Here is a 15,578-nt window from a genome sequence, read left to right as displayed (position 1 = left end):
AGGAGGAACTAATCATGAGTAACCATATCGAAGCGAAAATGGGCGACATTGCTGATACTGTTTTGATGCCAGGAGACCCATTGCGGGCGAAATACATTGCGGAAACCTTCCTGGAAAATCCTGTTTGCTACAACAAGGTGCGGAATTGCTTCGGCTATACCGGGACTTACAAGGGCAAGCGGATCTCCGTTCAGGGGACCGGGATGGGGATTCCTTCAATCTCCATCTACACCAACGAGTTGATCAATGACTACGGCGTAAAAACCTTATTCCGGGTCGGCACTTCTGGTGGGATGAGTCCTGATGTCCATGTTCGCGACGTGGTCTTGGCGCAAGCAGCTACCACGGATTCTGCCATCATTCACAACACGTTTGGTGGCGGCATCTACTACGCACCAATCAGTGATTTCGGTCTGCTAGACACCGCTTACCACGTTGCCCAGGACCTGAAGATTCCGGTACAAGTCGGTAACATCTTGGCCGAAGACCGGTTCTACAACGACGAAATGGACCGGCAAAAGCTGATCGATTACGGTGTTATCGCTACCGAAATGGAATCCGCAGCGCTCTTCATGTTAGCAGCGAAGTACCATGTGCGGGCACTGTCCGTGTTGACCATTAGTAACCATTTGATTACTGGTGAATCTACTACTCCTGAAGAACGGGAAAAGTCATTTAACGATATGATCAAGGTTGCCTTAGACACAGCCGTTAAAGCATAACTAACCTGGCGGGTGCGGACAATTATGGCTGCACCCGCCGCTTTAGCTATTGTTGGCAGGATTAGTATTTGTGGCGGGTTTCTTCTACAGATTAGGTAGAGAGATAACTTTAAATGTCATAGACCTACAATCAGAGCCGTGAGGTCGGTAAATATGGGATCAGGCGCATCGTTCTGCTGGGCCAACGGGTGGTTTTCCCGCTGGTGTAGCAGAAGGCCAAGCTTGGAGACTCGGTTTCTTCGAGGCATCAAGTTGTGCCCGCACCGTTCCAGCCCATATTTACCGACCGGTAAGGCGGAAGGTTTTAGAAAATCAATTAGAGGGGGCAAGGACGTGGCAGAGACGACGGAACAACGGTTGGCACAAGGACTGACCGTCGCTAAGATGTATTATCAGGGCGACCAGAGTCAAAGCCAGATTGCCCAGAAGCTAGGAATATCACGACCAACCGTTTCGCGGTTGCTCCAGTTTGCACGGGAACAGGGTCTGGTACGGATTCAAATCGTCGACCCCGTTCAAGACGTCCAGACGCTGGAGCAAGCCTTGAAACGAGCGTATCACATTGAGGTGCACGTGGTCCCGACGCAGTTAACGACAGCCGGTGAGCTGCTCAACGCGGTCGGTCAATACGCTGCCCGCTATCTGGAAGACATTGTGACGGAACACGATGTTATCGGGATTGGCTGGGGCAAGACCATTTACGCCATTGGGTCCAATTTACAACCAGACACGCTAACGGGCATCGAGGTGATTCAACTCAAAGGGAGCGTGAGTTATTCCACGGAGCACACGTACGCGTACGAAAGCATCGACGCCTTTGCCAATGCCTTTCACGCGGTGCCCCAGTACTTGCCATTGCCGGTCATCTTTGACCACCAACAAACTAAGGAATTGGTGGAAGCTGAACGGCACATCCAGTACCTCCTGAAGTTGGGTGAACGGGCCAACATTGCGATCTATTCGGTTGGTACCGTGCGCAATACCGCGTTGGTTTTTCAGCTAGGCTACCTGCAAGAACAAGAAAAGCAGTTTCTCCAGGATCATGCCGTGGGGGATATTTTCTCCCGCTACATAGACGAAAATGGTGAAATCGTCGATCAGCAGTTGAATCAACGGACAATTGGCATTAATCTCGATAGTTTACGTGAAAAGGAACATTCAATTTTAGTGGCAGCCGGCGATGCCAAGGTTCCCGCAATAAAAGCGGCCTTGCTCGGGGGCTACCCGAACTGCCTCATCATCGATCAACATGCAGCAACACAACTACTGAAGCTTACACCGTCGGCCTAGAGCCGGTGGTGCAACTGACTTAGAAATGGAGTGGCTTAATTATGAGAATGGTTGATATTATTGATAAGAAACGTAACGGTGGCGAATTAACTAAGGAAGAAATCCAAACGTTCGTTGACGGCGTTGTTTCCGGTGAGATTCCTGATTACCAAACCAGTGCTTTCCTGATGGCAACTTACTTCAAGGACATGACGGACGCTGAACGTTCAGAGCTCACCATGGCGATGATGAAGTCCGGGGACCACTTGGACCTGTCCAGCATTCCTGGCATGAAGGTCGACAAGCACTCAACCGGTGGTGTTGGGGACAAGACGAGTATTCCACTAGCACCAATCGTTGCCGCATTAGGTATTCCAGTACCCATGATCTCTGGCCGGGGCTTAGGTCACACTGGTGGGACGTTGGATAAATTGGAAGCGATTCCAGGATACCAAGTTGAAATCAGCGAAGACGCCTTTATTGAACAAGTTAAGGACAAAGGCTTAGCCATCGTTGGAGCTACCGGGAACATTGCGCCTGCCGACAAGAAGATCTATGCCTTACGTGACGTGACTGACACCGTGGATTCAATTCCATTGATTGCCAGCTCCATCATGAGTAAGAAGATTGCTTCCGGGACCGATGCCTTGGTTATCGACGTTAAGACCGGTGCCGGGGCCTTCATGAAGACCTTGGATGATTCTCGTGAATTGGCAAAGGCCTTAGTTGGTATCGGAAAGGGTGTTGGCATGGACTGCATGGCCATCATTTCCGACATGAACCAGCCACTGGGGAACGCCATTGGGAACGCTTTGGAAATCAAAGAATCCATCGACCTGTTGAAGGGCGAAGCACCTGCCGACATTACCGACCTGGTCTTGACGTTAGGCTCACACATGGTTGTGATGTCGGGTAAGGCTAAGACCTTGGATGAAGCGCGGGCAATGTGTGAAAAGACCATTGAAGATGGCTCCGCATTGAAGAAGTTCGGCGACATGGTTGAAGCTCAAGGCGGCGACCGTAGCGTGATCGACCATCCAGAAATCATGCCACAAGCTAAGTACAAGATTCCATTGCCAGCCAAGGCTAGTGGGGTCGTTAGCAAGGTCGAAGCCGATGAAATGGGTATCGCCAGCATGTTGCTTGGTGGTGGCCGGCAAAAGGCTGACGACAAGCTCGACTACGCGGTTGGTATCATGATGAACAAGAAGGTTGGCGACACCGTCAAGGAAGGCGACACCTTGTTGACCATCTACAGTAACCGTGAGGACGTTGAAGACATCAAGAAGCGCTTATACGACAACATCGAAATCAGTGAATCAGCAGAACCATTTACGCTGATTCATGAGACGGTTCGTTAGACGGTAATGAAATAGTAACTGAGCTATTCTGCAGCAACTCCCCCCGGTCCTTCATGGATCAGGGGGAGTTGTTTTTTCTGCAGAGTGAGGCGGTACTTGTAACCTACCAAACATTGTCGATGTCAGGTCACTAAATAGCCATTTAAGGCCGTTCAGTATTGGCACAGTAAGTTAGGGACGGTGCTGATGAAATAACGCAGTGGCCGCCAATTTGTCAGAAGTGACTTTTTTTGTAAAAATTCGGACAATATCAGTGACAGAACGCCTGTTTTTGTTTACACTTTAGGTTAAGTCAAACATATTGAAGGTCAGGGGATGTTGCCGCCATGCTAGACAATTTATTAGCGGTTATTCGCGAAGAGAACTTATCAGAACAACTTTATCACAGTCTCGTGGGGCTTGAAATTGAAGAACAGCGAATTGACCAGCATGGTCGGTTGAGTCGCCAACCTCATCCAAGTAAGTTGGGGTCACGGACCTTTCACCCGTATCTTCAAACGGACTTTACTGAAACGCAGTTGGAAGTCATTACCGATCCCAATCCTAATATTGGCGGGACACTGGATCAACTGGATACCTTGCAAACGGTCGTGTACCGGTCGCTCGAAGGAGACGACCGCATCTGGCCGCTGAGCATGCCACCAGTGATGGATCCCGACGATTTGAAATTTGTGGCGGGACACTTTGATCGACCAGCAATCCGGCCATACCGGGAGTATTTACTGAAAAAATACGGCATTCAACATGGTTGTTTGACCGGCGTGCACGTTAATTATAGTTTGCCGGACCCCGTGATTCATCGGCTTTACAGTCACTATACCAAAGAGTTTGAGTCGCTAGTCGGGTTTAAAAATGCCTTGTACTTCCGAATCACCCAGAACTTTGTGCGCTATCAGTGGCTGCTGACCTACCTCTTTGGGGCGAGTCCCATCGCCGAAAAGGGCTTCTTTGAAACGGTGCCGGATGCGTTGAAGCGGCCGGTTCGAAGCATTCGCAACAGTCGCTATGGTTTCGTGAACTTTCCGCAGGAGCAGGTGACGTACGCCTCACTGCCAGCCCATCTCACGCAGCTCCAACACTTGATCGACAATGGCACCTATTTCTCCGCCCACGAATTTTATGGACCGGTGCGGCTCAAGGGACAGGGGAATGCCCGCGACTTCTTAACCGGTGGTATCCAGTATCTTGAGTTGCGGGACTTCGACAACACGCCGTTTACCGCCAATGGGGTCAGTCGGCACGCGTTGTATTTCCTGAAGATTTTCATGATTTATTTGTTGACACGTGACCTTCCCGACGATTTAAATGCCGCCTTAGATGCCGCCCGTGATCAGAATCAGGCGGTCGCCTTAGAGAATCCACTGGCGCCGACTCAGTATCAGGCGGCCGGTGAACGTGTCTTCAAGGAAATGCGGGCGATGGCCGACCAGCTTCAGGCACACACGGAGCAGTGGAGTGTCATCGATGACCTCGAAGAAGTCCTGATGCACCCCGAACTGACGCCGGCTGCCAAGCTGATGGAACACGTTGAGCAGGATAGTCTGATGACGTATGGTCAGGCGGTTGCTCGGCGCTGGTATCACGAACGATTAGGTACCGACCAGTTATTGCCGCGGCTCAAGCAGTTGAGTGACCATGCGCAACGTTTCGTGTTGGTTGCCATGCAAGACGGGATTCGCTTCTTCCAGGTTCGTGACGAGGATGGCGAGGACCTGTTGATGTTCACCTTTGATGGGGTCACTCAGGTCTTACAGGACCGCGATACCAAGGTCGCTGATCCAGACAAACGGTTACGACAGTTGTTCCCAGATTTGCCACCGTTGCCAGCACCTTTACACTATTAGAAATTAAAAAATCGAGAGTGAGACAGAAGGCGGTTAGTCAATGAGCATTAACGTCGATAGACGAATAATCCCGGTTTTGGATTGTTTGTCTATCGGGGTTAAGCGGAGTTGACTGCCTTTTGTCGCATGTTTCCGCCATATACGTTCGGAGCGCAAAACGGGTCTGGGACTTTTGTCCCAGACCCGTTTTTTTTAATTTGTGCGTTTTTGATGCCAGAAATAAATGGGCAAGCCAATCGCGGTGAGGGCGAGGCCCGTCACGGCCAGTCCCGTTTCGGTCACCAACGTCGTGACGATAATGAAGATACCACCAACCAGTGCAATCAGCGGAATTACGGGATACCATGGAACCTGGTAAGGCCGATTGAGTTCGGGTTCCTTGCGTCGCAATTTGAACACGGCCAGGAAGATGAGGCAGTTGAAGACCCACATGACGAAGACCAGCATGTCGGTCAAAACATCGAAGTTGCCCATGAACATCATGATCAGGGCAATGCCGAACTGAACGCTTCCCGCAAAGTAGGGCACATAGGTCCGCCGGGAGAGCCGCCGAAAGTATTTCGAGAATGGCAGGCTATCTTCTTCCGCCATGGCAAATGGCACGCGCATCCCGGTCAACGTATAGCCGTTGATGGCACCATAAACGGAGATGAGAATCCCGATGGTGACCAGTTTGCCGCCAAGTTGGCCAAATAGCTTCATGGAGGCGTCGGCCGCTGCATTTTGATTACCCGCGATCAGGTCGATCGGCAGAGTCTTCAAGAAGACCAGGTTGATCAGCGTGTAGACCACGGTGATCAGGGCCAACCCTAAGATAATGGCTCGTGGTAGGTCGCGTTCCGGATGCTTCATTTCACCAGCAATGTTCCCAATGCTGATCCAGCCATCGTAGGCGAACATCGTGGCCAACAGGCTGGAGGAAAAGGCACTGCCCCAACCGATATGGTCGCCAGTGCTAATGGGCCAAAGCTGAATCGTCGTCTGTGCCGGAGCGAAGAGTCCAAAGACGACAATGACGATGATGGGAATTAATTTAAAAATCAGGGCGATAGACTGGACGGTTCCACCGACTTTGGCACCCAGAAAGTTGAGGCCGGTAATACTGAGGCCACACAGAATAGCCACGGGTAGCTGCCAAGCCGCTGCCAAATGGAAGAGGGCAACGAACTGCACGCCAAAAATGATGGATAGCGCGGCAATGTTGGCCGGGTAGTAGACCAGCATTTGTGCCCAGCCCATCAAAAAGCCCACGGGTTTGCCGTAGGCGTACTCGAGGTACCGCATGGCGCCACCGGTCCGCGGAATAGCCGCCGCCAGCTCCGCACTGGTCAGACCAGCACAGATAGTCAGGAGGCCACCTAAGATCCAGGCGGCGAGGGTCATGTTAGCGGAGTGGTTGGCGGCCACCACACTAGCCGTTTTAAAGAATACCCCACCACCGATAACGGTTCCCATCACGGTCGCTAGGGCGGTAAACGTGCCGATTTCACGGCGTAACTCCTTTGCCAAAGTAAAACTCCTCTCTCTGCTCTCAAATGACTGATTCAACCATTATAGCACGTAATCTAAACGTCTTGCGGAGGACTTTGTGAAAATTCACTAAGAAATTTTGGTGATTGGTTCAGTGCGAGATTGACTAGAATTGTTCGCCTGCGTCTGCCAGGAATTACGCTTGCTGTGTGGGACGCTTCAGCCTGAGAAGCGGGCTTCAAGTCGAACGTGCTGTAAACTGGCCGAAAACGCCAGTTAACACCACCTCCATCTCTGGCCTCCTTCGGCTAAGGGTGAGCTTTACTGCGACCGAGCGTTAAAGATTAGGGGCGCGTTAATTTTCAAGATGTCTCTGGCAGTTTGATTGGTTTGCACTGATATTATTGTTATGGGAAACATTTTCAACTTGTACTACTAGTGGGGGTGATGGCCATATCGCTTGGGTTGCAGAGATGGTACGGCGCACACGGGGATTAACTGCATAGAGAACGGATAATTCACCGTTTAAATACGGCTGGTAATTATGGCTATGTGTGATATTGGTGACCAATTACCAATTCAAGTCAGAAATAGATAACACTATAAGAGGGGATGATTACCCAATAACTAGTCGACTAGTTAAGACCAATCTGTCGAGTGAAGGCGACCGACTTCTCATTTAAACTAGTTTATTGCGGACGTTCAATACGTATCTATCGAGTTGAAGCGGAACGGTTTAATGTCGGACTGACAATGGTTCTAACCCATGTTATGGTAGAGCACTATCAGAGCCAGAGGAGGACAGGGATGCAGCCAGCCGTGGTAATGGCGTTGGTCGGAATTCTTTTCCGACCTACACCATGGGCGTCTTTGAAGACACGTGGGTTTTACGTGGCTTCAAAACGAGCGAGAAGACTGGTGTTCTTCCAGGCTGAAGCGTCCCCACAGCAGGCGTAATCCTTGGCAGCCGGAGTGCGGCCATTTTTAGTCAATCCATCACTAACACCACCAAAAAAGGGTCAGGACCTTTGTCCCAACCCTCATAAACTCGAATTGATCTGTCAGAAATTAGAATTTAATGGAATGCCATGTTTAAAATCAGCACGATCAGTATCCCGACGATGGAAATCACGGTTTCCAGTACCGTCCAAATACTCAACGTTTGCTTAACAGTTAAATCAAAGTATTCTCTGAACATCCAGAACCCGGCATCGTTCACGTGAGATGCGGCTAAGGAACCAGCACCAATGGCCAGAACCATCAGAGCAGGGTCAACACCGGATTGGGCCATCAGTGGGGCCACAATCCCGGCAGCAGTCAAAGCAGAAACGGTTGCGGAACCCAAAGCAACACGGAGAACCACGGCGACTAACCACCCTAAGATCAGTGGGGACATGTTGGAGTCAATGAAGAGTTTAGCAACTTCTTTACCAACACCACCATCGATGAGGACTTGCTTGAAGGCCCCACCACCACCGATAACTAACAGCAGCATAGCGATTGACTTAACGGCGTTTTCCAAGGTTGCCATGATGTCTGCGGTCTTACGGTTCCGACCCCAGCCCATGGTAAACATGGCAACGAGCAGTGAAATCAACATCGCGATGGCTGGGTCACCAATCAAGGCAACGATTTGATCCAACAGCGAAGCGTTCTTGGTAGGTGTTGCCCCACCGTCGACCGTCATCTTGTAGATGGTCGTGATGGCCATCAAGATAACTGGGAAGAGGGAAGTCAGTACGGACAGGCCAAAGCTAGGTGCTTCGGAAGGCTTGAAGGTCTTAACTTCACCCAATGAAGATAAGTTACCTTTACGTTCAAAGGCAGCTGGTGCAAACTTTTGAGCAAGCTTGGTGAACATTGGCCCGGCAACAATGGCTGCAGGAATCGCAACGACTAAACCGAACAAGAGAACCTTACCATCGTTGGCGCCCAAGACTTGCGCAATGGCAACTGGGGCCGGGTGAGGTGGTAAGAAACCGTGGGTAACGGACAAAGCGGCCGCCATGGAAATCCCCAAGTAGAGAATTGGCACTTCGGCTTCAACGGCAATGGCGAAGACGATAGGGATCAACAGAACCATCCCAACTTCGAAGAACAAAGCAATCCCAAGAATAAATGATGCTAACATAATGGCTAATTGCAGTCGTTGTTTCCCGAATTTATCGATCAGCGTCGTGGCAATTACGTAGGCCCCACCGGCATCGGCAACTAACCGACCCAGCATGGCACCAAATCCAAAGACTAAGGACAGTTCGCCAAGTTGGCTCCCAATCCCAGCCTCAATCGTCGTGGCAATTTTGGTAAGGTCCATTCCCAACAGCATCGCTGTCAGAACAGAGGTAAGAATCAGGGAAACGAAAGTATTGATCTTAAATTTGATGATGAGGACCAATAAGAAGATGACCCCGATTAAAAGTGCTATAAGCTCCATTATAAGTAAGCCCTTTCATTTAGTAAATTTTGAAAAGCCAGCGTGAAAACACTGGCTTTTCAATGTGATTAACCACATTGTACTTGATTGGTAAAGTTTTGTATACAATTTAGTTTCAAAACCCATAATTTTATCGGGTTAGTTTTCTGAAAATACTAAATTGGCAAAACTATTTCTTCTCTGATTTGTGAACGTACTTACGCTGATATTCAGCGATGTTCTTGTATTCAGATTGTAACTGCCGACTTAGGCGAATGTAGATTGGAACCAAGGCCCGGTATGCGGGGAAGGTTTCTGGATTAGGGTGGTGGACGTTGGAGACACCGATGAAGTTCTTCACGGCGGACAAGTCATCGATCATTCCTAAGGCATACATGCCTAACGTAGCGGCACCCAGAGCAGTTCCTTCGGGACTCTCTGGAATCGTGACGTCTTGTTCGAAGATATCAGCTAACATCTGACGCCAAAGCGCAGAGCGGGCGAACCCACCGGTTGCTTGGATACTAGATGGCTTACCAACGACTTCTTCGAGGGCCAACATGACGGTGTACAGGTTGTAGACGATTCCTTCAAGTGCGGCACGAACCATGTGAGCCCGAGAGTGGGTCCGGGTCAAGCCAAAGAAGGAACCACGAGCATTAGCGTCCCAGATTGGGGCCCGTTCGCCACCCAAGAAGGGGTGGAAAATGAGACCGTCGGAACCAGCAGGAACCTTCGCTGCAATTTCAGTTAAGAGATCGTAGGAGTCAATCTGCATTTGTTCCGCCGTCAGCTTTTCTGGAGCGAAGAGTTGGTCACGGACCCAACGGAAGACGATCCCACCGTTGTTGACCGGCCCACCAACGACCCAGTGATCTTTGGACAGATAGTAGCAGAAGACCCGACCCTTAGGATCAATCTTCGGCTTATCAGTAACGACCCGGACAGCACCGGAAGTTCCGATGGTCACGGCAACGACACCAGGATCGATGGCGTTGACACCCAAGTTAGCCAGGGGACCATCAGAGGCACCCATGATAAATGGCGTTTGTGGGTCCATGCCGATCACACCAGCATAGTCGGCCTTCATCCCAGTAATCTGGTCAGTGGTGTCAACTAGCTTAGGTAATTGGTCACGGGTAATCCCAGCAACTTCGAGGGCTTGGTCATCCCAGTCCATGTTGAAGATGTTGAACAGCCCAGTTGCGTTGGCAATTGAGTAGTCTTCTTGTAAGACACCAAACAACTTGTAGATGACATATTCCTTGATACCAACGAACCAACGTGCTTGGTTGAACAGGTCTGGTTGTTCGTTGCGTAACCAGATCAATTTGCTCAACGGCGTCATTGGGTGAATTGGTGTCCCAGTCTTTTCGTAAAGTTGTTTGCCGACGCCGTTTTCGCGCAATTCATCTGCGTATTTAACGGCCCGGTTGTCGGCCCAAGTAATTGCTCGGGTCAAAGGCTTATGATCATCATCTAATAAGATCAAGCTGTGCATGGCAGCAGAGAAAGAAACGCCGTGTAGCGTGCCGTTCTTCAAGTCTGCTTTGCGCATTACCGTGGTCATCCCATCGATAATGGCGGAGAAGATTTCATCTGGATCTTCTTCGGCCATGTCGGGCACATCTTGATAGAGGGGATACAGGTTGTTTGAATAGCCTTGCATCTTACCCGCAGTATCGTAAAGTACGGTCTTGACACTGGTCGTCCCAATATCGACCCCAATCATGTAGTCCATAATGCTCTTCCTTTCGTGTTACGAGTTACAAGTGGTTTCTTTTAAAGGCTTACTTGTCAGCCTTGTCCATGGCGTGGCCACCAAAACCGTTACGTAAAGCTGAAACAACTTTACCAGTAAAGGTGTCATCTTGCATAGAACGGTAACGCATCATTAATGATAAAGCGATAACTGGCGTTGGTACGTGGCTGTCTAAACCTTCTTGAACAGTCCATTGACCTTCACCAGAAGCATGCATCCGACCAGCAATCTTGTCTAATTCTGGGTCAGCAGCGAAGGCTTCTTCAGCAAGTTCCATGAGCCAACCGCGGATAACTGAACCGTGACTCCAAACCTTAGCAACGGCTTCGTTGTCGTAGTCGAACTTGGAAGCTTCGAGGACTTCGAAACCTTCAGCGATGGCTTGCATTTCACCATATTCAATCCCGTTGTGGACCATCTTCAAGTAGTGACCTGAGCCGGCCTTACCCGTATAAAGGTAACCATCAGCTTCGGAAATATCGTCGTACAATGGACGAAGTTTCTCGAAGGCAGCGGCGTTGTCTCCACCGATCATGAAGTTCCCGTGTGAACGTGCGCCTTCCATACCACCTGAAGTCCCACAGTCAAAGAAGTCGATGCCCTTGGCTTTAAGGATTTCGTTGTGACGTAAGGAGTCCTTGTAGTAAGAGTTCCCACCATCGATTAAGATGTCACCCTTGCTTAACAAGTTGCTCAATGATTCGATCGTTGAGTCAGTTGGCTTGCCGGCAGGTACCATTACCCAAACAATCTTAGGAGAAGGTAACTTAGCAACCATTTCTTCCAAACTGTTAGCGCCTTCAGCACCAGCAGCGACAGCCTTGTCGACAAAGTCCTTGTTTAAGTCAAAGCCAACAATTTCGTGCTTATGGTCCATTGCGTTTTCTGCAAGGCTAAGCCCCATTTTACCTAATCCAATCAATCCGAGTTTCATGAAATTAATCTCCTTTGCAAGATGCGAAATTTTTCTGACAGGGAATATTATATGTAAAAAAGTTTCACATTTCAAGTCATATGATGTAAAATGTTTACAAAAGCTGAAATAATTTTAAAATTAATATCGAGGAAGGGGGGCGGCGACCATCGCACGCTCAACGACGGGGAAGATTCGCGGAACGTATGATCAGTTGTCCCGCACGGAAAAAAAGGTGGCCCAGCTGGCATTAGACAATCCAGCATTGGTCAGTGAAATGACCATCAAGGAGTTGGCTAGCGCCACCGGGGTGTCGACAGCCACGATTTCAAGGTTCGTTAAACGAATGAACTACGCTAACTACCGGGAGTTTACCATGGCATTGGCCCATACGGCAACCGAGGAGACTCCACAACAGCCTAGTTCGTTTCCAGAACTTGCAGAAGGGGATTCGTTGGCCATGATTGCCAACAAAACTTTTGGTTTCTCCATTAGTTCCTTACGCGCTACGAATGAAGCTTTGAACGAAAAAGATCTCGCCCGGGCGGTCTTAAAATTGATCAACTCCCGTAACGTGGCCTTCTTTGGTCTCGGGGGATCATCCGTGGCGGCATTGGACGGGTACCACAAGTTTATTCGGACGTCATTGAACGTCATGTATCATCCGGATTATGACATCCAGTTGATGCAAGCGGCTAAAATGACCGATGAAGACTGTGCGATTGTGATTTCTCATTCAGGTCGGAATCACGAAACGCTACATATTGTTAAGGAACTTCAACGCAGTGGGGTGACCATTATAGCAATTACTAGTTACAGTGGATCGCCGTTGGCCCAGGCTGCAGACGTGACTTTCCTCTCATTGACGGATGAAGTGAAGTACCGGTCAGAGGGGATGTACTCGTTGATTTCGCAGTTGACGATCCTTGACAGTCTTTTTATGATGACCATCTTGCGCATTTCTTCACGGACTGATAAGGTCATGACGCGGGTCCGCAATGTGATCGAACAGACCCGCCACGAATCCTAATTGGCATGGTATAATAGAAATATTCCGCTATCCGGTGACTAGGCCGGGGAGCGAGCCAGGTTAGGGGAACGGTGATTGACGGTGAAACGAAGCGACTATCAACCAATATATGAGAATACCTTTCATCGGCATCATCGACGTCGGTGGTGGGCCTTATGCGCCCTGATTATCGTCTTGCTGGTAGCTGGTTTTGGCTGGTTCCAGTGGCAAGCTCACCAGAAACAGCAATTGGCCAACTACCCGGTCCGTGGCGTCATTGTGAACCAGGATAGCGGCTATCTCGACTTTCAACAGTTAGCCAAGCACCATCAGTTCGTTTACCTGCAAGCAACCTCCGGGGCGACCTATACGGACGATGACTTCAGCGATAACTATTCGCGTTCGCAGGGGGCCGACATTAAGGTTGGCGTCATGCACACATTTAGTTTTACCACGACGGCGCAGCACCAATTTGAACACGTCGTTGAAACGGTTGGAACCGACTCGGGGTCGTTGCCATTGGCCATCAATGTGAGTTACTATGGCGATTACAATAGTGGCAACACGACCATGGCGGCTCAGGGACAGAAGTTAAAACGGTTGGTTGACTTGCTCCAGCAACATTACCAGCAGGGAATCGTCGTTTTAGCCAATCGTCAGGTGTTGAACCAGTTCGTGAAGCCGGTTCTCCCGCAACAGGACTACTGGATCGCCGGTGGTCACTTGGTCGGGCACGCCGCACAAATTCGGTTCATCGAATACGATGCCAACGCCTCAATTACACAGGATGGTCAGGAACACGCGGTGGCCGTCTCTGTTTTCAACGGAACGCATCAGGCCTGGACGAAGTATACGGAATAATTTAATTAAACAGATGAAAAAGGTGTTACTGAAGAGGTTGACTTCTTCAGTAACACCTTATTTTGTCTGAATAATTTTGAGCGGTAACCTTTTGTTTGAGCTGTAATCGGGAAAATGTAGAAAATTACGGGTGATCATTGATTGCCTATTCAGCTAGCAAACTGCGCGTGCTCCTAGGTTTTCAAAGTAGATAATGGTAGAAAACAATTTAATCCAATAAAAAAGTTAGAGCCTGAGACCCTAACTAGTCATCCTTGTCAGTCAGTGGCTTGACGGCGTAGGTGCAGTCGTCGGCTTCATCGAAGAAAGAAATTGGTTGGCGCTCGTTGGCGTGAATCGTCAAATGATAGCCAAATTTATCCTGAAACGTCAGCTGCTGCTCGTTGAGGTCCTGAACCCGCACCTGTAACTGGTGATCATCGATTTGCACGTCAAGATTAGGACTAATTTCTAACCGGTGACGCCGTTGATTGTGGGGGTCAACAAACTGCCACGTGCCCACATAAAATAACGGTGACTCGCTTGGCTGGGGCTGCTTTTTCTTCCGTAACGAAAAGCCACCCGTTAAGCCAGCAACGAGTGAAATGCCAAACAGTGCGATTTCCCGACCTTTCACCGGTAATCCCTCCCTTGAATAGATTTCCATCTTCAATATACCATTTTTAACCGCGAATGCCTTAACAATTACCCCGGTTTAGCGGAAAATTAATTCTAAAGCTATCGCGACGCCGGTCCGACTGTTAGAATAGAAAAAGACACCTAGTTCTGTGGCTGGATAAGTTCAGCAGGTCACCGTGATGAGACCATTCTGGCAATGGTCAACGGGACTAAATTGAAGCACAGCTAGGTGAACGACCTGTCTTTCGGCGACTTGGTTTTCACGACAGGGCAGGGGCACTGCAAAAGGTTAACAACATCTAAAAGAAATAGTCAATTCTGGAGGGATTATGATGATTCGAATTGGAACGGTAGGGACTAACTGGATCACGCAGCAACTGGTTGAAGCGTTGGCTTTGTCGCAGCAGTTCGCGTTAGCCGCCATCTATTCACGCCACGCAGAGACGGCGGACGCATTTGCTACCAAGAACCACGCCGAAGCGAGCTACACGGACTATGATGACATGTTAGCGCAGGCCAACTTGGATGCCGTCTACATTGCTTCGCCCAACAGTCTGCATTTTGACCAAGCCATGGCCGCAATTGCTAAGGACATCTCGGTCATCGTTGAAAAACCAGCGTTCAGTAACCAACGAGAAATGATTGCCTTCAAGGCAGAACTGGCTAAGCATCCGGCCGTACGATTCTTTGAGGCGGCGCGGCACGTGCACACGCCAAACTTCAAGGCGATTGAGACGGCACTGTCAGGACTGCCGACCGTTCAGGGAGCTAGCTTCACCTATATGAAGTATTCTTCCCGTTACGACAAGGTCTTAGCCGGCGACCGACCAAACATTTTCACCCGGGAATTTTCCGCCGGGGCCTTACAAGATGTCGGCGTTTACCCCATTTACGTGGCCGTGGCCTTGTTTGGTCAGCCAAGTCACGTCGACCTGTTCCCCACGTTGGTTGAGACCGGTGCGGATGGCAAAGGGGTCGCAATTCTGCGGTATGGCGACTTCGACGTGACCGTCAGCTTCGGTAAGACCAGTAACGCGTACGGCCTCTCTGAAATTTATGGTCTCAAGGAAACCATCACTATTGATAGCGCTGGGGAACTGACCCACGTTGAACAACGGGCTGCGGATGGCCAAGCAACGGATCTGAGTCAAGGTGACTTGGCTAATCCGATGTTGCCAGAGGTCATGGACTTCGCCCGGGTCTTGCAAGCACCAGATGATCCGCAAAATGTGCGTGATTATCAACGGTGGTTGCAGTGGAGTCTGACCGTCAATCAAGTGCTTTACAGTTTGCGGGTTTCGGCGAACCTGAGTTTTCCAGCCGACGCGCACTAACA

Annotated in this window: 12 protein-coding genes; 7 read left to right on the top strand and 5 right to left on the bottom strand. The window is 49.8% G+C overall.

Features of this window, described 5'->3' with window-relative positions:
• Nucleotides 1-14 precede the first annotated feature (14 nt).
• The 4 genes from deoD (at nt 15) to JUF10_RS02800 (ending at nt 5,196) form a co-directional block, all read left to right on the top strand.
• Entirely contained in the window at nt 15-722 is a 708-nt protein-coding gene (gene deoD, locus JUF10_RS02815) for a purine-nucleoside phosphorylase (RefSeq protein ID WP_203640734.1), read from the top strand.
• Between the two features lie 333 nt (nt 723-1,055).
• Nucleotides 1,056-2,012: a DNA-binding transcriptional repressor DeoR gene (gene deoR / locus JUF10_RS02810; RefSeq protein WP_203640733.1), complete on the top strand. Its 957-nt coding sequence runs from the start codon at nt 1,056-1,058 to the stop codon at nt 2,010-2,012.
• 41 nt (nt 2,013-2,053) lie between these two features.
• On the top strand, nt 2,054-3,352 hold the full coding sequence (locus tag JUF10_RS02805) for a pyrimidine-nucleoside phosphorylase (protein ID WP_203640732.1): 1,299 nt from the start codon (nt 2,054-2,056) through the stop codon (nt 3,350-3,352).
• A 326-nt stretch (nt 3,353-3,678) separates the two neighbouring features.
• Nucleotides 3,679-5,196: a gamma-glutamylcysteine synthetase gene (locus JUF10_RS02800; protein ID WP_203640731.1), complete on the top strand. Its 1,518-nt coding sequence runs from the start codon at nt 3,679-3,681 to the stop codon at nt 5,194-5,196.
• Between the two features lie 192 nt (nt 5,197-5,388).
• Here JUF10_RS02800 and JUF10_RS02795 read toward each other — a convergent pair whose 3' ends face one another.
• The 4 genes from JUF10_RS02795 to gnd form a co-directional block, all read right to left on the bottom strand.
• Nucleotides 5,389-6,651 carry an APC family permease gene (locus tag JUF10_RS02795; RefSeq protein WP_236008158.1) on the bottom strand — a complete coding sequence of 421 codons (1,263 nt, stop codon included), beginning with the start codon at nt 6,649-6,651 and terminating at the stop codon, nt 5,389-5,391.
• A gap of 1,090 nt (nt 6,652-7,741) precedes the next feature.
• Nucleotides 7,742-9,100, bottom strand: coding sequence for a gluconate:H+ symporter (locus JUF10_RS02790; protein WP_203640729.1), 1,359 nt, complete (start codon nt 9,098-9,100; stop codon nt 7,742-7,744).
• Between the two features lie 169 nt (nt 9,101-9,269).
• Entirely contained in the window at nt 9,270-10,820 is a 1,551-nt protein-coding gene (gene gntK, locus JUF10_RS02785) for a gluconokinase (protein ID WP_203640728.1), read from the bottom strand.
• A 49-nt stretch (nt 10,821-10,869) separates the two neighbouring features.
• Nucleotides 10,870-11,775, bottom strand: a complete 906-nt coding sequence (gnd, locus tag JUF10_RS02780; RefSeq protein ID WP_203640727.1) for a phosphogluconate dehydrogenase (NAD(+)-dependent, decarboxylating) — start codon at nt 11,773-11,775, stop codon at nt 10,870-10,872.
• A gap of 148 nt (nt 11,776-11,923) precedes the next feature.
• Between gnd and JUF10_RS02775 the strand changes: the two genes are divergently transcribed.
• Together JUF10_RS02775 and JUF10_RS02770 are read left to right on the top strand one after the other, a co-directional pair.
• Nucleotides 11,924-12,784, top strand: a complete 861-nt coding sequence (locus JUF10_RS02775; RefSeq protein ID WP_203641080.1) for a MurR/RpiR family transcriptional regulator — start codon at nt 11,924-11,926, stop codon at nt 12,782-12,784.
• 81 nt (nt 12,785-12,865) lie between these two features.
• A complete protein-coding gene (locus JUF10_RS02770) occupies nt 12,866-13,624 on the top strand; it encodes a GH25 family lysozyme (RefSeq protein WP_203641079.1) in 759 nt (252 codons plus the stop codon).
• A 244-nt stretch (nt 13,625-13,868) separates the two neighbouring features.
• Here JUF10_RS02770 and JUF10_RS02765 read toward each other — a convergent pair whose 3' ends face one another.
• Nucleotides 13,869-14,240 carry a DUF4828 domain-containing protein gene (locus JUF10_RS02765; protein WP_203640726.1) on the bottom strand — a complete coding sequence of 124 codons (372 nt, stop codon included), beginning with the start codon at nt 14,238-14,240 and terminating at the stop codon, nt 13,869-13,871.
• Nucleotides 14,241-14,574: 334 nt separating this feature from the next.
• Here JUF10_RS02765 and JUF10_RS02760 point away from each other — a divergent pair, with 334 nt between their 5' ends.
• The gene (locus JUF10_RS02760; RefSeq protein WP_203640725.1) at nt 14,575-15,576 is read left to right on the top strand and encodes a Gfo/Idh/MocA family protein; all 1,002 of its coding nucleotides are present in this window, start codon (nt 14,575-14,577) and stop codon (nt 15,574-15,576) included.
• Nucleotides 15,577-15,578: the final 2 nt, after the last annotated feature.

The organism is Levilactobacillus andaensis (assembly GCF_016861695.1).
GTDB lineage: Bacteria > Bacillota > Bacilli > Lactobacillales > Lactobacillaceae > Levilactobacillus > Levilactobacillus andaensis.
The sequence above is the reverse complement of the archived record's forward strand: the minus strand, read 5'-3'. Positions and strand labels throughout refer to the sequence as shown.

Excerpts from the sequence above, each read along its gene's own strand:
- JUF10_RS02790 (WP_203640729.1), bottom strand. The coding sequence starts at position 9,100 with ATGGAGCTTATAGCACTTTTAATCGGGGTCATCTTCTTATTGGTCCTC.
- deoD (WP_203640734.1), top strand. The coding sequence starts at position 15 with ATGAGTAACCATATCGAAGCGAAAATGGGCGACATTGCTGATACTGTT.
- JUF10_RS02805 (WP_203640732.1), top strand. The coding sequence starts at position 2,054 with ATGAGAATGGTTGATATTATTGATAAGAAACGTAACGGTGGCGAATTA.
- gnd (WP_203640727.1), bottom strand. The coding sequence starts at position 11,775 with ATGAAACTCGGATTGATTGGATTAGGTAAAATGGGGCTTAGCCTTGCA.
- JUF10_RS02795 (WP_236008158.1), bottom strand. The coding sequence starts at position 6,651 with ATGGGAACCGTTATCGGTGGTGGGGTATTCTTTAAAACGGCTAGTGTG.
- gntK (WP_203640728.1), bottom strand. The coding sequence starts at position 10,820 with ATGGACTACATGATTGGGGTCGATATTGGGACGACCAGTGTCAAGACC.
- JUF10_RS02800 (WP_203640731.1), top strand. The coding sequence starts at position 3,679 with ATGCTAGACAATTTATTAGCGGTTATTCGCGAAGAGAACTTATCAGAA.
- JUF10_RS02760 (WP_203640725.1), top strand. The coding sequence starts at position 14,575 with ATGATTCGAATTGGAACGGTAGGGACTAACTGGATCACGCAGCAACTG.